Raw genomic sequence first — 26,202 nt, forward strand, 5'->3', positions numbered from 1 at the left:
TGTAAATGATTATCCATAAAACGGATAAAAATAAACCTAAAAAAAGATAAATATATTGCTCCATGCAAGGCGATTATAATTTCGAGAAAATTAGTCAAAAAAAAAGAGCCTCAAAAATTATTTGAGGCTCTTTTTGAATTAATATAATATGTTACCTTTTTATGGCAAAGTGTGCTTTGAACTCTTTGTTGATTCCTTGTTCAGTATATTTCACCACAAACCAGTAATCATCTGCCGCCATAGGCTGTCCGTTGTAAGTCCCATCCCAACCTGTAGGATTGGTCGTACTGATTTGTTTCAATAATTTTCCGTAACGGTCAAAGATGAAAATTTTCGCATTCGGCTGATTGCTCAAGGTAGAGATATTCCAGGTATCGTGAAATCCATCTCCGTTAGGCGTAAAATACTTTGGATAGTCAATCACTTTTACATCATATGAAAGCTCATCACAAGCCTTTGAATCCCTTACATAAACTGTGTGGTCTCCTGAATTGTCAATTGAAACCACTGTTCTTACACCCGTAAAGATATTATCAGATTGCCATGGCCCATCATCAAGACGGTACTCGTAATCAGTGCTAGCAGGCTGTGCAGTAACTATAATACTTGCATTGTCTGCAAAGAACAAGGTATCCACTTGTGCGGTAATCGTTAATGGTGGCGTTGAAGTAGTGATAGGTGCCATCGCCGAATCAGTACAACCTGTAGCCGTGTCGGTAATAATCACTTTATAACTTCCCTGTGCTACTGCATTGTAAGCCCCTTCCGTAGCGCCAGGAATTTCAACATCATCCAGATACCAGACAAATTCATAACCTTGTGCAGTAGTAAGGCCGGTATTCAATTCATAGAAAGAACCGGTCATGGTTTGGCCTGATACAGGATCAAGACAGATATAACCATCCTGGTCAAGCTCCGGATCAGGGATTTCCTGTACGGTCACTATGGCCTCACCAGTCAAAGCTTTAGGACATGGGGGATTGTTATTTGCAGCAACGCTAACCAGGCTGTATGTAGTGGTTTGACCCAATACACCCGTCAATAACCTGGCAGAACCAGAAGGATTCAGTGTGATAGTCTGATTTTCGCCACCATTTACCGTATAAGTTACAATAGCATTTGGTGTACCAGTGAAAATCACGTCAGTACCGGTATTGTCACAGATGGTCGACTCCATACCATTAGCAATTGTCGCATCAGGAAGCGGACGTACTAACACAGTCACCGGATCACTGTAAACTGCAGGACATGAATCATTTTTAATAATACAACGGTAAACACCTGAATCACTCAGGGCTGCATGTTCAACCTGGTAGGTAGGTGCATTAGTGCCTACATCTACGCCGTCATGCTGCCAACGATAAGTAACATTGCCTGTTACTGTTACCTGAACAGTAAGGTTTATTTGTTCATCAACACAAACTGTTTGCGAAACCGGTTGTTGGTCGATTATTGGTGCCACATTTACTTTTACAAGAACAGGAATGGTCGAAACAGGATCACAGTATGGATTGCTTATGATACAGATGTAACTGTCGCTTACTTCAGTCGCCACAACTGACGGATCAGAATAGGTATTGGAGTTCGTACCCACATTTACTCCATTACGTTGCCATTGGTAGGTTGTGATGTCACCTGATGCCTGAACGGTCAGCGTTAATGGCATTCCCGTACAAAGATCCGATGAAGGGCCTTGTGGCTGCGATACAATGGTTGGTTTTCTAAATATATTTACTACCGTAGCAGTTGAGGTAACAGAAGTTGGTGTACCACAGGTACCTTCTACTATCACATCATAAGTTCCCGAATCTGTCAATACATCAGTATTGTTTACAGTATAGCTATTTGAAGGACCGGACTGTACTACCTGATTGTTGCGCCTCCAAATGTATTGCAGGTGTTCACCAACGGCAGTAACGCTCAGCATCAGCGGGTCGGATTCACAAAGATCCAATGAAGTTACAGGCTGCGTGATGATTTCTGTATTCTTTCCAACATTTACAGTTACAGGGACAGAAGTGATCGAGCCACAACCAGGATTCGTAACAACAACAGTATACTGTGTGCCATTGTCTGCAGCGGTGAGACCAATAATATCCAATGTATCAGTTGTTTCTCCTATAGAAACTCCGTCTTTTCTCCAATCGTAAGTGGTATTATTATCAGTATTGGTAGTTGTAACTGTGAGTTGGATGTCACCTCCGATACAGTTTTCCGCAGGCGCGACAGGCTGCGTAACAAAATGAGGACCCGGAGCAATGCTCACTGTTGCCATTCCTGAAATCGCATCAGGTGTACATTTTCCATGTACTATTACATTATAATCTCCCAGATCGGCCAGTAGCGCGTTGGTTTTTGTATAAGTATTTGATGGTCCGTTTTGAACTGTATTTGTACCATGTTTCCATTCATAAGTCAGGTTGGTTCCCGTAGCGACTACATTTAAAGTGAAAGAGCCTCCTTCACAGATCGCTGGTGGATTTACCGGGTCAGTAGTAATAGACGGCGGCACATCAAGACCTACGGTGATCGATTGTGTCAATGGCGTTACGCATAAATCAGCGCTAGTAATATTATCCAATATATAAGTTGAAGCAGGATACTGTGCTTGTCCCGAACCTCCGGCAGGAATCACATAACTCAAAGGTGTGTTGTTGCTGTCATGGAAATTAACAGTCGCATTAGGAGTACCTACAAAATTAAGCCCTACATTATCACCAGGGCAAACAGTAGGTGTGGCAGGGCTAAACGATTGCAGCACCGGCAATGGATTCACAGTAATGGTAATGCTTTGACCAGTGATAGGCTCAGCAGTTGTAGGGCAGTTAGGATTTGTGATGTCTGTAAGCGTATAAGTGTAAGTGCCTTGCGTGGTCAATGCTTGTGTGCTGAAGGAACCTTTTCCTGTGTTAGGATCAATTACCACAGTACCTGTTCCTGAAGGACCTGTATAATTTACAGTGCCGCCTGCAGTACCCTGAATATTGATCAGTGTGGAGCCGCCAGGACAAAAATCAGAATCATCAGCATCAACAATAGTTGCCGAAGGCGCGTCATTATCAAAGGTAACCGTAGTTCCTGGTGCGAAAACATATTCGCAGGAAGGTGAGGTAGCAGTTGTTACTTTCTGAAGTTCAAAAACCGTTTCTTCATTGATAGGATAGTAGTCAACCGCAGTTCCATTCCCCTGAATGGTTGTCGTATGCGTCTCGATGCCATTTGTGGCATCTGTTTTGGTATAAGTAATGGTAGCGCCGATGGTTCCCGAAAAGGACAAAGGCGAATTAACCCCAGGACACACAGATCCGCTCGTGGAATCAAATTGTGCTGTTGGTGTATCGACAATTGTAAAAGTAAAAGAAGATTTGTAGTTAGGACATTCCGGTGTATAATAATAATCTACAGTATAGGTACCTCCGATGGTCTGGTCTAAATCGATATCACCCGTTACAGGATTCACGAATAAATCCGGAGATGAACCCACAAATTCACCACCTTCAGTAAAGGTAGCCGATTTATGCACCGGGGCAGACGAAGCACTGCTTCTGCATATTACCGGATCATAACTGATCGTTCCTACCGGTTCTTCCTTTTCAAGTGTAAAAGACTGCACCGTATAACAACCAGAACCCGAAGCGATCTCGGTTACCCTTACATAGATTGTTTTGGGAAGATCAGAGGCGTTTACAGGATATGCGTTAATATTTGTGATATAATTATTAGCGTAATCATCTGCATCCTGATAATTTTCATAATATGCAATTTCATAATCTGTCGGATTGGGCACGCCATCCAAAAAGAAACTGTCCTTACTTGCGTTAAATGTATATGGCCCGTTATTTCCCGGGCAAGTGATTTTTTCCACCGGACCTGGCTGTGGCAAAACAAAGTTTGGCTGTACGGTAATCGGTCCACTGGAAAATGAAGCAGGTGCTGCGCCAGGGTTATTATAAGTTACGGTGGCTTCAAGGATATCTCCCGGGACTGTGTTAGGAACCGCGACGTTATCCACATTACTGTTAGGAATAGGGTTGCCGTTCAGGGTCCATTGTATAGTAGCATTTTGAGGTCCGGCAGGTGTAAACCTGAACGCTTTCCCGATGGCGGTAAAATTGGTACCGTTGCATCCGGGCGCTGCAATCCACTGGTTCCCTGCATTGTTTATCAAACCGATAATACCCCTTCCGGCAAACCATGGATTGTAAGGAACGCGTCTTTTAACATATACATCGATAATGTTTGTCGTTTCATACAACACCATCTGGTAGGTCTGTACACCCGCCGCGTTTGTATCGGGATTGGTACCATCTCCGAATTGAAGTACCTTATTGACATTAAAGATAAAAACCCGTCCAGGCGCCACGTTTTGGCCTTGGTCGTAAACATAATAATTGATCGTGGTCACCCCAGGGTAAGGAATGTCGGTAAAATTGATATCCTGCAATATCCCGAAAATAGCATTCCTGATCGTTGTCCCGTTTGGAAGACCACCTGTGACAGGGTATGGGCAATATTCCCCCGGAGCATACGCTCCTGTAGTATTAAAGCAAATGACACCGTTTGATCCTATGGACGTATTCGTGTAACTGTTTCCCCAGAAATTAAACGCAAATGGCAATGTAAACAAATCATCAGCCCAAAAATCATCCTGGTTTCCGGTTGTTGGGATGGGAATCAGCGTAGAACCCGGAACAGGATCAAAAGAATAAGGTGGGTTGTACGGAATCTCCTTAACAGTGTAAGCGGTCGTCTGATTGCCTGGTGTAAAGTTAATAAACGAAGTGGCCACCCCGCTTCCAGGACACCATGCTGCCTGCCCTCCATTACCCGCATCAACATCGGGAGAAGCCAACTGCGCATAGCTTACACCATATAAACAACTAATTAACAACGTAATAAGTAACTTATTTTTCATCATTGCAAGATTTTTTTGACGCGTAAATTTAAAGATTAAATAACAAAAACTTCCCAAAGAAAAGATTTATTTTCTAAATACAACAAGTCAACACAAATTTACCCTACTTTGTTATTTAATATTATTTTATCTTTGCCGGAGTAAAAAATTGCTATTTACTACCTAATCCTATGAGCAGAACAGAAGATTCCCATGACGAAATCGGGAACAACCACATCGCTACAAGCGCAACCAATCCTGTCAGGAAAGATGCTTTTGACCTGACCGACGACCAAAAGATAGAGGCGATCAAAAAAGATGTCGAAAGCATCCTCCTTACCCTGGGAATCGACCTTACCGACGACAGCCTCAAAGGTACACCGAACCGCGTAGCCAAAATGTTCGTCAAAGAGGTTTTCGGCGGATTGAACCCTAATAAAAAACCCGGTGCATCCACGTTCCAGAACCATTACAAATACGGCGAAATGCTGGTCGAGAAAAATATCACTTTATATTCTACCTGCGAACACCATTTGCTTCCCATCATTGGGCGTGCGCACATCGCCTACATTTCCAAAGGCACTGTTGTCGGGCTTTCTAAAATGAACCGCATCGTCGATTATTTCGCCAAAAGGCCGCAGGTGCAGGAAAGGCTCACGATGCAGATTGTCCAGGAACTGCAAAAGGTGTTAAATACCGAAGATGTGGCCTGTGTCATCGATGCAAAACACCTCTGCGTGAATTCCCGCGGCATCCGTGATATTGAAAGCAGTACCGTCACTTCTGAATTTGGGGGTAAATTCAAGGAAGCACAGGCCCGGAGGGAATTCCTCGATTACATTAAGCTCGACACTAAATTTTAAAAAATTATAAATTGCGAATCAGGGATTACGATCTTTTGCCGTAATTCGTAATTCCTAATTTGAAATTTAAACTAACGACCAATGCCACTTTACAAACAACATTCCTTAAAGATTTACAATTCCCTTTCAGGGGAAAAAGAAGTTTTCACGCCGATACACGAAGGCAATGTGGGAATGTATGTATGCGGCCCTACCGTATATAGCAATGTGCATTTGGGAAATGTACGCACATTCATGTCGTTTGATATGATCTTCAGGTATTTTAAACACCTTGATTACAAAGTGCGTTATGTGCGTAACATCACTGATGTCGGGCATATGGTTGACGATATCGATGAAGGCGAAGATAAAATTGCAAAGAAAGCACGGCTCGAGCAGCTCGAACCCATGGAAATCGTGCAGCGTTATACCGTAGATTTTCACGACATCCTGGACAAATTCAATTTTTTACCGCCCAGTATTGAACCCACCGCAACCGGGCATATCATAGAGCAGATTGAAATCGTAAAGGTCATCCTTGAAAAAGGCCTTGCCTATGAATCAAACGGCTCTGTATATTTCGATGTTGTAAAATTCAACGAAAACAACCATTACGGCAAGCTCAGCGGCCGTAACATTGAAGACATGATGGCCAATTCAAGGGACCTTGACGGCCAATCCGATAAAAAGAACCCGCAGGATTTTGCGCTCTGGAAAAAGGCAGAACCGGAACACATCATGAGGTGGCCTTCCCCATGGAGCGATGGTTTTCCCGGCTGGCATTTAGAATGTACCGCGATGAGCACCAAATACCTGGGCAACCATTTTGACATCCACGGTGGTGGTATGGATCTAAAGTTTCCGCACCACGAATGTGAAATCGCGCAAAATGAAGCCGCCACAGGAAATACGCCGGTTAATTACTGGATGCATGCCAACATGCTCACCTTAAACGGCAAGAAAATGGCCAAATCTACCGGGAACAACATCCTGCCCGGGGAAATCCTGAACGGGGACAACGAGTTCCTGAGTAAGGCATTCTCCGCGTCGGTGGCCAGGTTCTTTATGATGCAGGCCCATTACCGCAGCATCCTTGACTTTTCAGATGATGCCATTATTGCAGCAGAGAAAGGTTTTAACAGATTGATGGAAGCGATGGATAATCTCGTAACAATTGATTTTGCAGCGGCATCATCACTGGATATCAGGGCTTGGGAAGATTCCTGCTATGAAGCCATGAATGACGATTTCAATACGCCGATCCTGATCGCCAATCTTTTCGAAGGGGTGCGTTTCATCAACTTAATGAAAGATGGCAGCGCGACATTATCAGAAACCGACCTGAAGCATTTCAGCAAACTGATGCATGCTTTCGTATTCGAAGTGCTTGGATTGGAAAACGAAAAATTACTGAATGGCAACAACGACAAACTAGAAGGCGTGATCAACATGCTTATCGACATGCGCAACCAGGCCAGGGTGAATAAGGATTTTACCTTATCAGACCAGATCCGTGACCGACTCATTGCACTTGGCATCCAACTGAAGGATGGCAAGGAAGGCACTTCATTTTCGTTATAATCAGTGCATTTCAGGAAGGCAGTAATATGGCCGTTTGTGTTTTTAGTGCGTGTTTACCAGACCGTGCTCTCCCCTATCCTGCCCTCAGCCTGCCGCTTCCAGCCTACATGTTCGTCATATATGATTGAAGCTTTACAGGTGCATGGCGTTTTTAAGGGATTGTATTTAGGGACGAAGAGGATCATCAGTTGCAATCCGTGGGGACCTTCAGGATATGATCCGGTACCGCAGAAAAAATGCACCGGAAAACATTAACCTTAATTTTAGTAAACCTTAAGCCGTAAATCCTATTTTTACAACGCTAAAAATCCAAACCAAATTATGACTCCATTTTTATCAATCGTCTGGAACCAGTCGGAAGGCATTGACCTCGGTTTTTTTACAGTGCGTTATTACAGCCTGATGTTCGTCATCGCTTTTGGCCTGGGCTGGTACATCATGAAAAAGATATTCGTACGCGAAAACGAACCGATCGAAAAGCTTGACAGCATTTTTATCTGGACGGCACTGGCCACTTTAGTCGGCGCAAGGTTAGGCCAGGTTTTCTTTTACGACTGGGATTATTTTAAAGAGCATCCTGCGGAGATATTCCTGCCATTCCGGTTCGACCCGTTCCGCTTTACAGGTTTCAGCGGACTGGCAAGCCACGGCGCCGCACTGATGATCATCATCTGCATGTATTTCTTTAGTAAAAAAGTCATGAAACGCCCGTTATTATGGGTACTGGACCGCGTGGTGATCCCTGTGGCCAGTGGCGCGATCTTCGTAAGGATTGGGAATTTCTTCAATTCCGAGATATACGGGCACCAAACGACCGGCGATAAATTCTATTCGGTGAAATTCATACGCGAAAGCGAGTTCTGGAACAGGCATGACCTGCTGAAATTAACTAACAGCACTGATGAACACGAGGCTTTCAATAAACTGACTACAGATCCGGCTTTCGCCAAAATCGTCGAGGCAATTCCGTACCGCCATCCATCGCAATTGTATGAGGCATTCGGATATATTTTCGTATTCCTGATCCTGTTTTACGCGTACTGGCGCACCGATGCGCGCCAAAGGCCCGGATTGCTGTTTGGCCTGTTCCTGATTATGCTGTTCACGGTGCGTTTCATAGTCGAATTTGTAAAAGAAAGCCAGGGCGGTTTTGAAAGCGACCTCGGATTGCTTTCGACAGGACAATGGCTCAGCATTCCTTTTGTGCTTGTCGGGCTGTTCTTCGTGATACGATCCAAAAAAATGGAACAAGGACTTTAACAAGTCCTTTTTTTGTAAATTAAGATTATAAAACTTCATCCCTAGAACCGGGAAAGCGATTACTTGGCTAAAAGCGTGATATACTCATTGGGATGATTCAATCCCTCATTGTATGGTACAACTTCGGTACAAAATTCGTTAATTTTATGCTGAAATTCAGCACCTTAAATCATCAATGTACGCATCTGGAAACAAAATGGAAGGCGGACTGTTATCCAATACCTTCATGACATCAGTATAAAGGGCAAACACTTACCGATTACGGCAGTCTGGAAATTCCGGGGAAGCTGAAAAACGCTAGAGTAAGCACAAAACCAATTACCTTTTGTCATGAAAAAAAAATACAGATGTCATGGATTTCCGGGAGGACAATTCATGAAAGCCATCGTTGCATTGAGTTTCTTCGGATTTAATCAGGCTAAGGCGCAGTACACGGCAATCCCGGATCAGAATTTTGAAGCCGCATTGATAACACTGGGGCTTGACAGCGGAGCCATCGACCATCAGGTCTTAACAGCTAATATCAGTAATGTCCTCTATTTGAATGTTTTAGACAAGAACATCGACGACTTAACCGGGATTGAGGATTTTGTTTCGCTTGTCTCACTGGAATGCTCGGAAAATAATCTTGAAGAATTGAATATCTCAACACTGACCAATCTTTGGTATTTAGACTGTTCGCAGAATTATATTGAAGAATTGAACCTCTCAGCACTCACCAGCCTGAGGTCCTTAAACTGTTGGCTGAACAATTTTATGGCATTGGATTTAACCGGGCTTACCGACTTGCAATACCTGAACTGTGGCCAAACCTCAATCAGCGAACTTGACATTTCAGACGCAACCGATCTTAAGCACCTTGACATAACTGGCACCCAGATTACTGAAATCGACCTGAGCAATGTTAATCTGGAGTTCCTTAATATTTCCACGAATTACATCACCAGTATCGACGTATCTGCCCAAACTGATCTTGAGGAGTTTTATTTGGCTTCTACCCTTGTAACAGCCCTGGACCTGTCAAACAACACTGATCTGAGGGTATTAAACTATTATCATAGCCCGATTCCTGATGTAGATTTTTCCGAAGTTCCTAATCTGGAAACACTTGAGTGTTCTTACAGCGGACCGTTTACTTCTTTCGATTTGTCGCCGTTGACAAAATTAACAAGCCTTGGATGCGGCGGTAACTTCCTGTCAATATTGGATATATCACACAATCCTTTAATACACTTTCTCCATTGTTTTGACAATCCGCTTACAAATATTGATTTAAGCCATCTCACGGTTGACCTTGGTGAATTGGATTGTACCAGCACCAGCATATCGACGCTTGACCTTCACGGACAGAATAGCCTGGCCCTACTTTATGCCAGTTACAATCCAAACCTTACCTGTATTGCCATCGACGACCCAATAGCTGCCGCATCCAATCCCAACTTCCATAAAGATCCGATGGCGTCATATTGGGATAATACCTGCCTGATAACAAAAATCCAAACTGCGGACTGTGGCACTACGGTTTCTTCCATTACAGATACCTACATTACAGCCGACGCGATTACAGGAGCCACTTCCTATCGTTTCGAAATTATAGGTGGGGCTACGAATACCACAATTGACAGGACTGGCAACAATTTTAAGTTCTCGCAGGTTCCGGGAGGTATCATCCGATACAATACGACCTATGCCATCAGGGTAAAAGCGCTGGTTGGAGGCGTATGGCAACCTTATGGGGTGGCTTGTAATGTAAGTACGCCTTCAACGCCGCCATTGACAAAAGTTATCCCAGCGGATTGTAACATCACTACTGCGGATTTAAGATACACTGTCCATTGCAATATCATTAATTACGTGGATGGATATAAGTTCCTGGTGGCGTGCAGCGCCGGGACACTGGAAATCGAAACCACGGCTCCATCTTTCAAGCTCAATCTGGTGGGTACCACTTTGTTGGCTTATGGAACTATATATACGATTTCCGTTGCAACTAAAGCTGGCGGCACGTATGGAAGTTATGGAGATACCTGTACGGTAACCACCGCAACATATTCGCTGCCCGCCCATGTAAAGGACATATGCAACGGGACGATGGCCACCATCGGCAGCAAGGTTTTCAGCACCACGCCAGACCTTGTGGAAGGATACCAGTTTCACGTGTGTATCGGGAGCACTTGTGAAGACATTTATACGGCCAATGCCTATTTCTATCTAAGTAGCCTTACCACGCTTCCGGTATCCTATAGCACCACTTACACCATTTCCGTAGCCACTAAGGTGCTTGGCAACTACGGCAGCCTGGGAAGCAGTTGTACAGTTAGCACACCGGCAGCGCCAAGGATGGCAGCACCCAATACATCGGATCCTGGAAAGGGTTTGATAATAATAAAAGGTTATCCAAACCCTTTCACAAACACTTTTGCATTGCACTATGATGTGCCGACAGCAGCCCACGTTGAAATAAGCGTATTCGATATGAATGGCAGGAAATTGGATTCGTTTTCTGTCAAAAATACCGAAATCGACCAGCTTGCCCTGGGCAGTAAATATGCCAGCGGAGTTTACAATGTGGTAATCAATGAGGGCGAAGAAAGAAAATCGCTGATCATGATCAAGAAATAATATCCTAATGCTGGAATAAATAATGGCCCGGAGTAAACCTCTGGGCTTTTTTATGCCTTGCGCTGAGAAAACCTTTTCAGAAGCATTGGCAAATGGATTAAAATAGGGCAGAAACCGGTATAATAAGATGGATCAGACATCCGGAGTATTAATCAGGTTGCCCGTAGATTCAGATTGCTTTTCCGAAGACTTTTCGAAGTGGTCCGCAGACTCAAACTACCCGTCCGAAGATTTCATCAAGCGTTCAGAAGAGTCTGTCAAGCACTCCGAAGACTTCATCAAGCGCTATCAGACGCTAATTTTGCTGTAGAAAACAGTTAGGAGTAGATTCCCGACGTTTGCATCCTCTTTGGCATGATTCTGCAAAATGTTTTATATTCTTCGAATTACAAATCGTAGTATAAGGAAAAACACATGTAGTTGCAGGAGTCCTTTCTGCGGAAGCGGAATAAAAAAAAATACGATCAAAAAAAATGCCCCGGCTTTCACCAGGGCATTTCAATATAAAAAAGTCTAAAATTTAAGCGTTGTGCTCTGCTTCAATCCTGTCGTGTTCTGCCTTAGAGATGGTATCACACAATACAGGCGTTGCGATGAACAGCGACGAGTAAGTCCCTACCACGATACCCACAAGCATCGCGAAGACGAACCCACGGATGGAATCACCACCGAATATGAACATGATTGCCAATACCATAATCATCGTCAACGAGGTGTTGATAGTCCTTGACATGGTGGTGTTGATCGATTTGTTTACGATCTCATTGAAAGTTCCTTTGGTTTTACCGCCCAGGAATTCCCTTACCCTGTCGAATACGATTACGGTATCGTTCATCGAGTACCCGATAACCGTCAGGATTGCAGCGATGAAGTGCTGGTCGATTTCCATGCCCCATGGCAGGTATTTCCAAAGTAAAGAGTAGATACCCAATACGAAGATTACGTCATGCGCTACCGCAGCGATCGCACCAAGGCTGTACTGCCATTTCCTGAACGAGATCATCAGGTAAAGGAATACGATAGCCATCGCGCCAAGAACCGCCCAGTAAGCATTGGTCTTGATATCGGCAGCCACGGTTGGACCTACTTTAGAGGATTGTACTACCCCTAATGTTTTACCGTCGTATGGGTTGGTGAATTTATCGTAAGTCATGTCGGCACCGTAATGCTTCTTCAATCCTTCGAATAACTTTTGGTTAACCTCCTGGTCTACCTCAGTGCCGTGTTGCTCGATCTTGTATTTGGTCGTAATCTTCAATTGTGAGGGATTACCGAAGACTTTTGCTTCAGCACTTCCGAAAATCACTTTCAATTCGTCTGCAATTTCTTCAGCTGGGACCGCTTTTTCGAAACGCACCTGGAAAGTCCTTCCGCCAAGGAAGTCCGTACCGTAGTTCACGCCATTGGTTGCCAAAGAAGCCACACTTACGATCACTACCGTTGCAGAGAAAATGTAAGTCCATTTCTTGATTCCAAGGAAATCAAAGTGGAAGTTGGTGAACCATTTTTTAGACATATTCGTAACGAAAGTCAGGTTGTTCTTCCTGGCCGTACTCCAGTCAAGCAAAATCCTTGTAATGAAGATGGAAGTAAATAGAGAGGTAATGATACCGATCAATAAGGTGATTGCGAAACCTTTAATTGGTCCTGTACCGAATACTACAAGTACGATACCGGTAAGGATGTGGGTTACGTTGGCATCGATAATCGAACGCATTGCGCCTTTCCATCCGAAAGAGGCCCTGATGGCTTCTTCGAGTGGCTTTCCGGCGCGCAGTTCTTCTTTTGCCCTTTCATAGATAATGATGTTCGCATCCACGGCAGTACCCATGGTCAAAACGATACCGGCAATACCAGGAAGTGTCAGTACAAATCCAAAGCTTACCATTACACCGAAAAGGAATAATAAGTTTACCGCCAATGCGATGTTGGCATACCAACCCGCTTTACCATAATATACGATCATCCACAATGACACCAGCAACAAACCTACGATAGAAGAATTGATACCGTGATCAATCGCTTCCTGTCCTAAGGATGGCCCTACGATTTCAGACTGGATGATTTCAGCAGAAGCAGGTAATTTACCAGCCCTTAACACGTTCGCTAAATCCTTTGTTTCCGTAACGTCAAAGCTACCTGTTATTTCAGATCGGCCACCTGCGATAGCACCGTTACTTACACCCGGGGCAGAATATACGATATCGTCAAGTACGATTGCGATGTTGCTCTTTTGTGTTGAAGCGGTCCCGGTCATCACTTCCCAGATCCTTGCTCCTGTAAGGTTCATCTGCATATTTACAGACGGACGCCCGTATTGGTCAAAGGTATCCTGTGCGTCAGTGATTACACCACCACTCATTGGGGCAACGTCCTCCCTGTTGCCTTTTAAGGCATATAATGCGAAAGTTTCTTCTTCTTTTTTGGTCTTTTCATTGACCTCAGTCACGGGCTTGCCCCAAACGAATTTCACGAAACGCAAGTTGGCAGGCAACAAAGCTTTCATGTCGTTCCTTTTCAGGTAAGCATTTACGGCAGCCGTATCTTTTTTCTCTACATTACCAAGCATCGGTGAAGGCGTTGGCCTCATCTTGTCAAAAAGTGGCCCTCTTGACTGGTCTGCTTTAACGGTATCTTTATTATCTGCTAGCAATTTAGAGACATCGTCTTTTGCTTTTGTAGTATCTACAGCGGTAGCCGTTTTGGTTTCGGTTTTCTTCAGCGTTTCATTGACCGCGTTAAGGTAACCGCCCACTTCGTCAGCTTTATAGGTTTCCCAGAACTCCAATTGTGCAGTACCGGCAACCAGTTTCTTGATACGGTCCTGGTCTTTTGCACCCGGAAGCTCGATAAGAATCCTTCCTGACTCACCCAGTTTCTGGATGTTTGGCTGTGTTACACCGAATTGATCGATACGCTTCCTCAATACGTCAAAGGCACTGTCTACAGATTCACTTACTTTCTTACGGATTACTTTTTCAGCTTCCTTATTGGTCATTTCGAAGTTGATCCCGTCTTTGCCTTCAAGGTTCCTGTTTGCGAAAATATCAGGAGAAGCCAGTTTGATGGTCCCGTTAGAATTTGCAGCGAAAGCCTCGAAGAACGCATCGATGTACGTCTGGTTACCCGCCTGGTTTTTCGTAGCGTCATCAAGAGACTTGTTGAAAACAGGATTTTTGGAGTAGTTTGACAATCCTTTCAGGATGTCCTTGACAGAAATCTGGAGCTGGATGTTCATTCCGCCTTCCAAATCAAGGCCTTTGTTGATTTTCTTGCCTTTTACATCATTGTAGGTGTAAAATAAAAAAACTTTTTCTTTCCCGATGGAATCCAGGTATCTAAGTTCTTTCTGTGAATCACCTTTAGCATACTCTTTTGCCTTGGATTCAACACTGTCTGCCACAAATGTGAAAGAAAGTTGGTAAATACTTACCAATGCAAATATGATTGCAAAAAATTTAACGAGTCCTCTATTCTGCATTATTACTGAAATTAATTAATTTTTGTTCTCTAATTTTGGTGTTATCTGTTAAAATATTTTTATTTCTAAGATTGCTTTAAGAAAAAGATGAAATTGTTGATTTTACCCAATTTTTAAAACCGAGCAAATATATAATTAACCTTATGATTAACCAATTAATTTTATCAATAAATCTCAAAAAAAAGACTGCAAGATTGCAGCCTTCTTTCTTAAACTATTAAAACGTTTATGCTAAAACAGATTTCAGGTCGGCATTCATATTCCTCACCGCATCTGAACTTTTTGCAAACAATGCTTTTTCTTCGTCGTTCAGGCTGATGGAGAGGATTTCCTCGATGCCGTTTTTACCGATGATGCAGGGAACACCCATACAGATATCGCTTTGTCCGTATTCCCCTTCCAGCAGTACCGAACACGCAATCATTTTGCGTTGGTTGTTCAATATGCTGTCCACAAGATACGCCACGGAAGCACCTGGCGCATACCAGGCAGATGTACCCAAAAGGCCTGTCAATGTAGCGCCGCCTACCATCGTATCAGCAGCTACTTTTTCCAGCTGTTCTTTTGAAAGGAATTCTGAAACCGGGATACCGTTATAAGAAGCCAATCTTGTCAAAGGGATCATCGTAGTATCACCATGCCCTCCGATAACCATCGCCGAAATATCGTTAGCCGGTGTATTTAATGCTTTTGAAAGGTAGTACCTGAAGCGCGAGCTGTCCAGTGCACCGCCCATACCGATGATGCGGTTCTTAGGCAAACCGGTCGCTTTCAATGTAAGATACGTCATAGTATCCATTGGGTTTGACACCACAACGATAATCGCGTTTGGGGAATGCGCCAACACGTTTTCGGCTACTGATTTTACGATTCCGGCATTGATACCGATCAACTCCTCACGTGTCATTCCAGGCTTCCTCGGAATCCCGGAAGTGATCACCACGACATCGCTGTTGGCCGTTTTCGAATAATCATTGGTAACACCGCTCAACTGGGTATTGAAACCGGTGTTGGTTGCACATTGCATGATATCCATCGCCTTACCTTCGGCAAAACCTTCCTTGATGTCGAGTAAGACCACTTCTGAAGCGATGCCACGGTAAGAAATTGCGTCTGCACAGGATGCGCCTACGTTTCCGGCGCCAACAATTGTCACTTTCATATGAATTGTATTTATTATTTAAATTTATATTGTAAAGAAATATTCGAGTTCACAAATTTACCGAAAGCAATCGAGGTTTGCAGATAAAAACGGCTAAATTGATACCGCGCCGCAACTTCTCCTATATAATTATATTTGATCTTATCAATTACTGTAAGCCTTTCGTTGACGATGTCATGCAACGGGATGATTTCCTCAATGCTGCCTTTCTCTCCCTGTATTTCATATTCGAAATCACTGTTATTCATAATAATGGCTGCAGAAAGCTCGAGCTTCTTAAATTCTTTGGCCGCGCTTAACTGGAAATGCCATGTATCTATCAGACTGTTCAGCGAAGTAAATCCCAGGTTTCCGTAACTGGTCTGCACATCAAGGAACTCTACGGTAATATCTTCTTTTGAATAAGCCGCTAAGGCTGCAATACTGATTTTTTTTGATTCCAAATACTTGAAATACTGGCTTAAGTTGTGCTTCAAACCCACACCGTATACCTGATAATTCACATGTTTCAGGTTGATTTCCGGGGAATATTTCGCTATAATCTCAGTGCCTTTCCACAATCCTAAAGAACCTTGTATATAAGGGTATATAATGGTTTCGCGATTCACTCCTTCAGGTGATTTAACAACCACCGGGGCGTTATTCAGCATTCCGGTGAGCGTAACGAATTCATCGCTGCCCAGCGCAGATGGCGTCATAGCCGAATCTGTACCATCAATGTTAAAAAAAGAAAAATCGCTGTTTGACAACCTGAATTGCCGGTCTGATTTTGGGACAAGAAAAGTGTTGACATGGACTCCAAGTGTAAAATCCCAGAGATTGCTTTTCCTAGGAGTATTCATCCAGCCTGATGCCGCCTGATATACGGCAGCATCCGTAGCCGGTGTAATATATTTATCGGTAAAGAAAATGGCATCATCAATCAGGCTATTGACTTCCTGAATCGTTTCTACATCCTGGGCATTGGCCGTGAATGAAGAAAAAACGACAGCGATGAATCCGCCTTTTACCAACAGCGATTTACGCATCAATGTTGGCGTAAACGGCGTTCTTTTCAATAAATTCCCTTCTTGGCGGCACTTCGTCACCCATCAGCATGGAAAATACCTGATCGGCTTCAGCAAGGCTGTCGATAGTGACTTGACGTAATGTACGGAAATTCGGATCCATAGTGGTTTCCCACAATTGCTCCGCGTTCATTTCACCAAGACCTTTATAACGCTGGATACCGGCGCTGCCTCCCATACGTTCATTGGCCTGGTCGCGTTGCGTGTCATTCCATGCATATTCTTTCTTGTTTCCTTTTTTGACAAGGTACAATGGCGGAGCTGCGATGTAAACGTGTCCTTCTTCAATCAGTTCACGCATGAAACGGAAGAAGAACGTCAATATTAAGGTAGAGATGTGGCTGCCATCGACATCGGCATCACACATGATAATTACTTTGTGGTAGCGCAGTTTTTCGATATTTAAAGCCTTGCTGTCTTCAGCAGTACCGACAGTTACGCCTAATGCCGTAAAGATATTCCGTATCTCCTCGTTCTCGAAAACCTTGTGGTGCATCGCTTTTTCCACATTCAGGATCTTACCTCTTAAAGGTAAAATTGCCTGGAAGTTACGGTCGCGCCCCTGCTTGGCTGTACCACCCGCCGAATCTCCCTCGACAAGGTACACTTCGCATTTTGCCGGATCCTGCTCAGAACAATCTGACAATTTCCCTGGCAATCCACCGCCACCCATAACGGTCTTGCGCTGTACCATTTCACGCGCTTTCTTTGCAGCGTGGCGCGCCTGCGCCGCAAGGATCACTTTTTGGATGATAATACGTGCATCGTTTGGATTTTCTTCAAGGTAATTTTCAAGCATTTCCCCAACAGCCTGGCTTACTGGAGAAACCACTTCCCTGTTCCCCAGTTTGGTTTTGGTCTGCCCTTCAAACTGCGGCTCGGCTACTTTCACAGAAATAATCGCTGTCAATCCTTCACGGAAGTCATCACCTGAAATCTCAAATTTCAATTTATCCAAAAGCCCGGAAGCATCGGCATATTTCTTTAGCGTACGCGTCAATCCGCTGCGGAAACCCTGAAGGTGCGTCCCGCCTTCGTGGGTGTTGATGTTGTTTACGTAGGAGAAAATATTCTCGGTATAACTGGTATTGTAAATCAGCGCTACTTCAACAGGAATTTCGCCTTTTTCATTATCCATGCTGATGACATGGGAAATGATCGGCTCACGGTTTCCATCAAGGTAACGGATATATTCTTTCAAACCTTCATCGGAATGAAAAACCTCAACTTTGAATTTTCCGTTTTCATCGACTTCCCTTTTATCGGTAAAAGTGATCGTAATGCCTTTATTTAAGAAAGACAGCTCACGCATACGTGCGGAAAGCGTGTCATATGAAAACTCTGTGGTTTGGGTAAAAATCGTATCATCAGGATAAAACGTCTGCATGGTACCACGTTTTGTGGTTTCGCCGATCTGTTTAACAGGATACATGGCTTTTCCACGCTCGTATTCCTGCTCATATATTTTTCCTTCACGGAAAACTGTCGATTTCATATGTACTGAAAGGGCATTTACTACAGAAACACCAACACCGTGAAGACCTCCTGAAACTTTATAGGAATCCTTGTCGAATTTACCTCCGGCACCAATCTTGGTCATAACCACCTCCAATGCGGAAACGCCTTCTTTTTTATGCATGTCGACCGGGATTCCACGACCGTTATCCTCAACGGTTACAGAACCATCTTCATTGATTGCAACTCCAATGGTATCACAATGGCCTCCCATCGCCTCATCAATCGAGTTATCAACAACTTCATAAACCAAGTGGTGGAGTCCGCGTACGCCTACATCCCCTATATACATGGACGGACGCATCCTTACATGCTCCATTCCTTCTAATGCCTGAATACTGTCTGCCGAGTAATTATTCTTCTTGTTTTCGTCGCTCATATTTTAATTGTATCCTGAGATTTTTTGTTTAACGGACAAATATATGGAAATGAGCGAAATTTTGCCTTAAAAAGGCTTGTTTAAAGCGTGAAGTTATCAACATTTCATTGTCGAAAATTTCGATATTTTCAATGATTTAAAAAACTTCGCTTTTGGAATAAAAAAAGCACCGGAAATATCGGTGCTTCTTACAAACAAACTATCTAACAACCTAACTAAACTACGATTCCTGTTTTGGAAATTTCGGTATCCGCTTTCACATGGGCTGCATTCGCCCTGCCGCTCGGATCCTGGTTTTCCTGCCATTTCGGGATCCATTTCCTAACCGTCTGCGCAGCACTCATCTGCGGGTAATGCTTATGGAAAATCGTCCTGTAATAATAGGCTTCCTTGGTGGTTGGGGTATTATAAGGGAACAACTCCCCTGCCCTTTCCAATTGCTCATCGGTGACATGTGATGATGCATATTCAATTAACTGGTCAATCCAGTTGTATCCGACACCGTCTGAAAATTGTTCCTTCTGCCTCCACAATACTTCTGCCGGAAGGTAAGGCTGCTCGGGTGTATCGAATGCTTTACGCAAAATATATTTCTCAACGCCATCATACGTCTTCGGCTGTTTTTCTTCTGATGCTATAGTCATTGCCACGTCCAGGAACGCTTTGTCTAAAAATGGGACGCGTGCTTCGAGTCCGTGCGCCATCGTGGATTTGTCGGCCCTTAATAAATCGGCCGTAAAAAGTTTTTGTACGCGTTCGATGGTTTCTTTCTGGAAATCTTCGGTTGAGGGCGCATTCCTGAAATACAGATAGCCCCCGAAAACCTCATCGGCACCTTCACCGGAAAGCACGACTTTTATACCTTGTTCCGTGATGGCTTTGGCAAGGAAATACATCGGCGTGCTGGCCCTTACGGAAGTCACATCATAGGTTTCCAGATGCCATATCAATTTGTCCAGGATTTCAATTCCCTGTTCGACGGTAAAATGGATTTCGTGGTGTTTCGTCCCTAAAAAATCGGCAACTTTCCTTGCTGCAACTGCGTCCGGTGCAGCTGAATCCAATCCGATGGAAAAGGAATGCAGCGCTTTTCCTTTTTCTTTCAGCAATCTTGCAGCGATGGAAGAAGTGAGTGAGGAATCCAATCCTCCTGAAAGCAAGACACCGATCGGCACATCGCTCATCAGCCTTTTTCTTGTCGCTTCAGTTAAGCTTTCTCTGATTTGGGACAAATCGAGTGGTTGTACGGCTGTTTTATAATCTTCGTACTCCGGCCTGTAATATTTGACGAAACCGGTTTTCGGGGTATAAAAATGTCCAGGAGGGAAGGTGGAAAATGTTTTGCATTGGTCGGCAATCGGTTTCATTTCTGAAGAAAAATAAACCCGCCCCCTTTCGTCCAGTCCGTAATACAGCGGCTTTACACCCAATGGATCGCGGCCTGCAATAAAATCGTCACCGTCGATAACGACAAAAGCGAAATCACCGTCGAGTTTGTCCAGGAAATCATATCCGAATTCTTCATAAAGGTGCACAATCACTTCTGAATCCGATTTGGTACGGAACGTATGGTGCTTTAAAATGCCGTCGCGCAATTCCTGGTGGTTGTAAATTTCCCCATTGTGGACCATATAGGCTGTTTTGGTGCCTTTGATCGGTTGCTTCCCTGAATGCAGGTCGATGATCGATAAACGTTCGTGCGAGAGGATGTGGCCATTTTCAGTGACATGCATGTCGCTTTCATCCGGTCCGCGGTGCGACATCCGTTTTGAAAGTGCTTTCACTAATTCCTTGTCTTTTCCTTTTCCTATAATGGCTAAAATCCCACACATAATCCTGCTTTGTTATCGGTTATTTATTTTGATAAGGCAAAGATGGATTTTAGGTTATACTTTTAAAAGCAAAAGATTATTTTACATTTAAAAATGAAAGTATAAAGAGGAATTAAAACAAATATCAAAAGCAAATCCAATTGATAATTGTTAATAAGGTTAAAATCTGTAATCTGACTATTGTACTTTTTCAATCACGTACGGCGTTCCATTGATTTCAAATGAAAATCCGGCTTCATTTCCCATCAACTGACTGCCCAAAGGCGATTGTGGCGAAATAGCGAATACCGGCTTCCCATCAATTGTAACTTTTGGCAAAGCGGCACAAACGTATAAAAGCATGTGATTGGTGCCCACCAGGCTGCCTAATGCGACTTTGGAATGTGGAATTGAAAAATCGATCTTATCCAGAACCGCCTTCTGCGCCAAAAACTCAGCCAGTTTATAATTGAGTTTTTCCTGCTCGATATGCATCATCGACAAGGCCGTTTCGTGCTTATCTCCGGCCGAGCCTTTGGCATCATTCTTCGAATCTTCGGTCAATGCCGAAATCATATCGCGGAATGCATCAATCTTGTCCTGCACCAATTGGCAATAATGCGTATGGATTTTTTCTTTAGGGGTTATCATGTAGAACTCAGGCGCTTCGCACTAAGGAACTCGGTCACTTTTCTTAAAAATCAAACTTATAATTCGCACCAAGCATCACCTGCAATTGCTGTACCGGATAGCCCAGCCATTTTTCGTATTTCTGGTTTGCGATGTTATTGACTTTCAGGAATGCGGTCCAGCGTTCGTTGCATTTGAAACCAACATGCGCATTGGCATCGATATAGCTGTCCAGCGTCGCAACATCTTCAGAGAAACCGCTATACTGCAGCAGGTCTTTTCTTTCGCCTACAAAAAACAGGGAAGCGCCGGCATACCATTTCGGGGTAATATTCACATCGAGCGTCGTAGCCAGTTTTAAAGCAGGTAAATTCCATGCTTCTTCTTCGATATCGGTGGTGTAGCTGTTAAAAGTCGCATTGACACCGAAAGCGACATTCTTTGAAAAATCGGCTTTCAGTTCTCCGTAAAAACTGATTGTCTTTACGTCATCATAAGCCAGCTGGAACGAATTCCCGAGTTGGTAAGGTTCCAAATCACTTAAAATTTCGTTTGCATCCGGAAACACATTGTTCTTAAACAGCGCCTTATTTTTTTCGCTGGTGTAAGATCCCCTGAGGTTATAACTCACGGTGCTTGACAATTTCCCTTTCAAGCCGGCGAAAATCTCATACTGCCTGTCTGTAGGCGCTATAGCTAATGTCGGCGATACGAACGGATTCTGGTTTGTGACATCGCGATAGGTATTCTGGTCCAGCCCGCCTTCAGCACCGGCATAGAAAACCATCAGGTCACCGACTACTTTGAGCGAGGCATTCACCTGCGGGTACAGGAAGAACTTATTATCGCTGTTTTCAGTATCAAGGCTGAAAAATGCAGCAGCGCCGAGATTTACGGTCCAGGCATCGCGGTTGATCACAAAACTTGGATGCACACCGAAATTGGTATAACCATAACGTAATGCGCCTGTACCGAAATAATTATCCTTAAACTCCCCGCCTACATAATCTACAATGAAATCAGTTTTGATTTTGGTGTCTGAAATATTGAAGTCAAACGACGGTTTTACATAAAAACGGTTTTCCGCAGAATCAAACGAATCCCAGAAACGATCAAACTTCACGCTCGCTTCCTTAAAGAAGCTGTCATTAAAACGAAGTTTCGAACCCAGGTAAAAGTTATGGTACGTATGTTTTGCATCGACACCATCATATAAAGCGGGATCTTGCCCAAAATAATCTTCACGAATCCCATACCAATTGTAAATTTGGTGCTGGTACCCTAAATCCGCAGTCCAGGAAAGATTGCTTTGTTTCACCCCATAGGTAAGATCCAGAGCGGTATTCGAAAATTTGTCCTCCAGCATCAGGTCATTGATGCCGCCCTGCGACGAGAAATGGCGCAACATGCCTCCTACATATCCGGTTTCGCCTACGTTTTCGGTAACGAATAATTCTGCATTGGCGTTGCCATAATTTCCAATGGCCAATGTCACATAATTTTTAAACAGGCGTTCCTGCTCGGTCTTATCGACAGCTGCCGCACGGCCTTTTGAAGGCGTAAAAGTGGACGCTACCGGAAACGAGAAAATATTGTATTCGATATCCTCCTTTTTGGTATTGTCTTCATCTTCAAGCGTAGGGGTTTCCTTTACTTTAAAGGCATCAGAAATGGTCGGGGTGTAAGGCTTTACGACATTCACCACTTCATTGCCTAAGTCTTCATCCTGCTTTTGTGCCAATGCAAATTGCGACAGGGATAATAAAAAAATAAGTGCTGTATATTGGAAATTGATTTTCATAATTCTTGTTTTATTTCGCTGCGCTCCCTACAATCCGGCTGCGCCCCGGTCTTGACTATTGGCTTTTATCTTTTGACTTTTGACTTATTTCTGAATCGATGAATTGGTCTTGGATTCTTCAGCCTGAATAGCATCCTTTTCTTTTTTTGCCTCATCCATCACATCCTGGAAATCGTTGAAATTCTTAATGACGCTGTCCAGTATATAAGTGGCCTGGAAAGAATCTTTCAGTCCGTAGAAGTTTTTGGCCATGACCACCAACCCTTTGGCACCAAAATATTTGTAACCGGAATAATCTTTTGTCAGTTTCTGGACAGCCGCATTCGATGCTTCGAATTTGCCGTCCTTATTTTTGAAATAGGCATCATAATAAAGTGCTTCAGCGGCCACTTCCCCTTTCGCCATTGTAAGCAGTTTTGCGTAAGCCGTCCTTGCCTTTGCCTCATCGTTCGATTTGATGGCGGAACGCGCCACTATAATCTGTGCATCGCTGCGTACTTTATCGTCTGTTTTTGGATTTGCCAGCACTTTCTCGGCCGATGTTACCGCTGAGGCATAATCTTCTTTTTCATAAAACGATTTCATCAGGTTGGCCTGCGCGAACGTGACGTTTTGCGGGTAATCCGCTTCTGATTCCAGGCGTTGCAGTTTCGGGATAGCTTTGTCATAATTTTTCGCTTTGAGGTATACTTGCGAGAGCCTGACCAAAGCCTGTTCCGTATATTCGTTCTTTGCTGCAGCAGCAACAAATTCATATTTCGGCGTGGCATTTTCTTCCAATCCGTCTGCATAATACAATTGGGCCAGGTAGAAATTGGCTTTCAGCGCATGGATTCCGTTAGGGAATTTGGCGATATAGCCGTTGAAGCCTGAAATGGCCTGTTTTGAATTGTTCTGCAAATACTGTTTCTCCGCGGCTTCGTAAGTGTCATTATCCAATTCAGCATCCGATACTTCGACAAACGACAGTGTTTTCACCCAAGTCGCATATTCTTCGACCTGGCCGTTATCTACATATATCAATCTTGCTGTAGCCACAGCTTCAAGCGCTTCGGGCGTGTTGGGGTAATCAGCGGCAACTTTTTTGAATTTGGTCAAAGCCAATTGATCTTTATCAGCGTTATAATATATCAAACCTTGTTTCAGTACTGATTTCGGGGCGTAAATGCCGTTTTTGGCTTCAGAAACGAGTTTATCGTATGTCTTGATCGCCTCATCGGCTTTCTTTTCGGCTACGTAAGTGTTTGCCAGCTCATACAGTGCATCATCACGGTACTGGGACTTTGGGAAAGCCGGAATGAACTTGTTCAGGTCCTCTATTTTCTTTTCATTCCTGCCTACGAACCCGTAACTGATGGCTTTCTGGAATGCGGCATAATCGGCATCAACACCTTTCATTTCAATGGCTTTATTGTAAGCATCCATCGCTGGCCAGTATTTTGTGGAAACGAAATAACTGTCGCCCAGTCGCAGGTAAGCGTCATTGAGCCTGGTCTTATCGTCTTTTGCAGCTTTAACGTAAGCATCGAAATAAGTGGCTGCCTGCTCATATTCCTTTAGTTTGAAATAAGCATAACCCAGATTATAATTGATGTTTTTATTTTCCGGAGTGCTTTTCGCTTCAGCGAAACCGATGAATTGCTTGAAGCTTAATAATGATTCAGAGAAATTATCCAGCACATATTCAGTTTCTCCTTTCCAGAAGGTAGCACGGGCAGTAAATCTTGCATCACGTGGTTCCCCAAGCGATTTTTTGAACATCGCTAAGGCTTCCTGGTAGCTGCCGTCGGTGTACAATTCAAGCCCACGGTAAAAAGTCACTTTCTGGTACGCCTGTTTATTTGCAAAACTTTTATTTTTTTCGAGCAAAGCGAGCGCGCCTTTGTAGTTTTTAGAAGTGATGAATGAATTGATCAAAAGCGTCTCAATCTCAGGCTTATTTGGATTGGAAGGATATTTTTCAAGGAATGCCGACAATACATCGGGGACCGGCTGGTAGGAATTTCCGATATCATAGCTCAGTTTGGCATAATTAAGAAATGCATCTTCCTGGATCTTCAAATCGAAATCCATTTCGGAAGCATTCTTGAAAGCATTCAGCGCCTGTTGTCTGCGGTCGGTCTTCAGGTAGCTTTCCCCTAAATGATAATACGCATTCTGGGCTACGAAATCATTCCCGTCGATGATTTTATTGAATTGGGCAATCGCATTCTCGAAATCTTTCTGCTGGTAATAGGAATAGCCTAAAAGGTAATAGTCGGTATTGTTCCATTTGCCTTTTTTGCCTTTATACTCTTTCAGGTATGGAATGGCCTTGTCATATTGTTTTAAGTTAAAATAACTTTCACCGATGATCTTGTTGAGCTCGGACTTTTCCTGTGCCGTTGATTTTGCCATCGCAGTATTCCCGTCGTCGATGGCTTTCTGGAAATTGCCAAGCTTGAAATTCATATCTGCCTGGAAATATGACATTTTCTCTTTGTATTTTGGCTCATCGCCAACCTGGTCGAATTGTTTCGTCGCTTCTTTATAATCGTCGGATTCGTAGGCCATAAAACCAAGGTAGTATTTGGCCTGCGAGCCATATTCTTTGGAGTTGGCAACGGTATTGAAATATTTGGTGGCCTCTTTCTTATTTTTTGCAGTGAAATAACTGTACCCTTTCTGGAAATTGAATTTCTCTGTATCATCCGGGCTCAACTGGCTTTCATCTACTTTATCAAACCATTCCAGCGCATCGGGATATTGCCCCTGCTCGAAATAATATTCGGCCACTTCGATATAGGCCTGGTTCTGCTTGCTGCTCGTAGGATAATCATTGACGAAATCTTCCATCAACCCGTCGGCTCCGGCCTGGTTGAGCCTGATGGCGCAATTGGCGATATAATAGGCACAATCGGCTTCAACTTCCTGTGCGGTGGCCTGCGCAGAAACTTCGTCTTTTACTTTTTCGAAAATAATCTGTGCCGATTGGTACTGCTTGTCTTTGTAGAGTTCGACCGCTCGGTTGAATTCCTTAAGGTCATTGGTGTAAACAGCGGATTTTTGGGCGGAAATGGTGGCTGACAGTGCCAATACGGGCAATAAGAATAGCTTTCGGAATCTGTGCATTTTTTCTGGTTTAAAATTCAAATATATCATTCCTCGTCTGGATAAC

The 26,202-nt window shown here is 43.7% G+C and carries 14 protein-coding genes; 5 read left to right on the forward strand and 9 right to left on the reverse strand.

What is annotated here, in order from left to right; translation table 11 throughout:
• Positions 1–151 precede the first annotated feature (151 nt).
• Positions 152–4,918 carry a T9SS type B sorting domain-containing protein gene (locus tag HYN49_RS14390; protein WP_108904769.1) on the reverse strand — a complete coding sequence of 1,589 codons (4,767 nt, stop codon included), beginning with the start codon at positions 4,916–4,918 and terminating at the stop codon, positions 152–154.
• A gap of 167 nt (positions 4,919–5,085) precedes the next feature.
• Between HYN49_RS14390 and folE the strand changes: the two genes are divergently transcribed.
• The 5 genes from folE to HYN49_RS14415 all read left to right on the forward strand — a co-directional run bounded on the left by folE (position 5,086) and on the right by HYN49_RS14415 (position 11,199).
• Positions 5,086–5,757, forward strand: coding sequence for a GTP cyclohydrolase I FolE (gene folE / locus HYN49_RS14395; protein ID WP_108904770.1), 672 nt, complete (start codon positions 5,086–5,088; stop codon positions 5,755–5,757).
• An 81-nt stretch (positions 5,758–5,838) separates the two neighbouring features.
• Positions 5,839–7,317 carry a cysteine--tRNA ligase gene (cysS, locus tag HYN49_RS14400; RefSeq protein WP_108904771.1) on the forward strand — a complete coding sequence of 493 codons (1,479 nt, stop codon included), beginning with the start codon at positions 5,839–5,841 and terminating at the stop codon, positions 7,315–7,317.
• A 3-nt stretch (positions 7,318–7,320) separates the two neighbouring features.
• Positions 7,321–7,572 (forward strand): membrane protein insertion efficiency factor YidD, encoded by a 252-nt coding sequence (gene yidD, locus HYN49_RS14405; protein WP_108904772.1) that lies wholly within the window; start codon positions 7,321–7,323, stop codon positions 7,570–7,572.
• A 66-nt stretch (positions 7,573–7,638) separates the two neighbouring features.
• On the forward strand, positions 7,639–8,577 hold the full coding sequence (gene lgt / locus HYN49_RS14410) for a prolipoprotein diacylglyceryl transferase (protein WP_108904773.1): 939 nt from the start codon (positions 7,639–7,641) through the stop codon (positions 8,575–8,577).
• Between the two features lie 330 nt (positions 8,578–8,907).
• Positions 8,908–11,199, forward strand: a complete 2,292-nt coding sequence (locus tag HYN49_RS14415) for a T9SS type A sorting domain-containing protein (RefSeq protein WP_108904774.1) — start codon at positions 8,908–8,910, stop codon at positions 11,197–11,199.
• Positions 11,200–11,719: 520 nt separating this feature from the next.
• Here HYN49_RS14415 and secDF read toward each other — a convergent pair.
• The 8 genes from secDF to HYN49_RS14455 form a co-directional block, all read right to left on the reverse strand.
• Positions 11,720–14,680: a protein translocase subunit SecDF gene (gene secDF / locus HYN49_RS14420; RefSeq protein WP_108904775.1), complete on the reverse strand. Its 2,961-nt coding sequence runs from the start codon at positions 14,678–14,680 to the stop codon at positions 11,720–11,722.
• Positions 14,681–14,906: 226 nt separating this feature from the next.
• On the reverse strand, positions 14,907–15,842 hold the full coding sequence (locus HYN49_RS14425; protein WP_108904776.1) for a malate dehydrogenase: 936 nt from the start codon (positions 15,840–15,842) through the stop codon (positions 14,907–14,909).
• Positions 15,843–15,856: 14 nt separating this feature from the next.
• Entirely contained in the window at positions 15,857–16,900 is a 1,044-nt protein-coding gene (locus HYN49_RS14430) for a DUF6588 family protein (protein ID WP_245892211.1), read from the reverse strand.
• Positions 16,863–18,803 carry a DNA topoisomerase (ATP-hydrolyzing) subunit B gene (gene gyrB / locus HYN49_RS14435; protein WP_108904778.1) on the reverse strand — a complete coding sequence of 647 codons (1,941 nt, stop codon included), beginning with the start codon at positions 18,801–18,803 and terminating at the stop codon, positions 16,863–16,865. Before gyrB ends, HYN49_RS14430 begins: the two co-directional genes overlap by 38 nt.
• A gap of 215 nt (positions 18,804–19,018) precedes the next feature.
• Positions 19,019–20,635 (reverse strand): asparagine synthase B, encoded by a 1,617-nt coding sequence (gene asnB / locus HYN49_RS14440; protein ID WP_108904779.1) that lies wholly within the window; start codon positions 20,633–20,635, stop codon positions 19,019–19,021.
• A 177-nt stretch (positions 20,636–20,812) separates the two neighbouring features.
• Positions 20,813–21,262 (reverse strand): hypothetical protein, encoded by a 450-nt coding sequence (locus HYN49_RS14445; RefSeq protein WP_108905093.1) that lies wholly within the window; start codon positions 21,260–21,262, stop codon positions 20,813–20,815.
• 46 nt (positions 21,263–21,308) lie between these two features.
• The gene (locus HYN49_RS14450) at positions 21,309–23,045 is read right to left on the reverse strand and encodes a TonB-dependent receptor (protein WP_108904780.1); all 1,737 of its coding nucleotides are present in this window, start codon (positions 23,043–23,045) and stop codon (positions 21,309–21,311) included.
• 84 nt (positions 23,046–23,129) lie between these two features.
• The gene (locus HYN49_RS14455; RefSeq protein WP_108905094.1) at positions 23,130–26,156 is read right to left on the reverse strand and encodes a tetratricopeptide repeat protein; all 3,027 of its coding nucleotides are present in this window, start codon (positions 26,154–26,156) and stop codon (positions 23,130–23,132) included.
• Between the last annotated feature and the right edge of the window lie 46 nt (positions 26,157–26,202).

It is taken from the genome of Flavobacterium pallidum, assembly GCF_003097535.1.
In the GTDB taxonomy this organism is placed as follows: Bacteria; Bacteroidota; Bacteroidia; order Flavobacteriales; family Flavobacteriaceae; genus Flavobacterium; species Flavobacterium pallidum.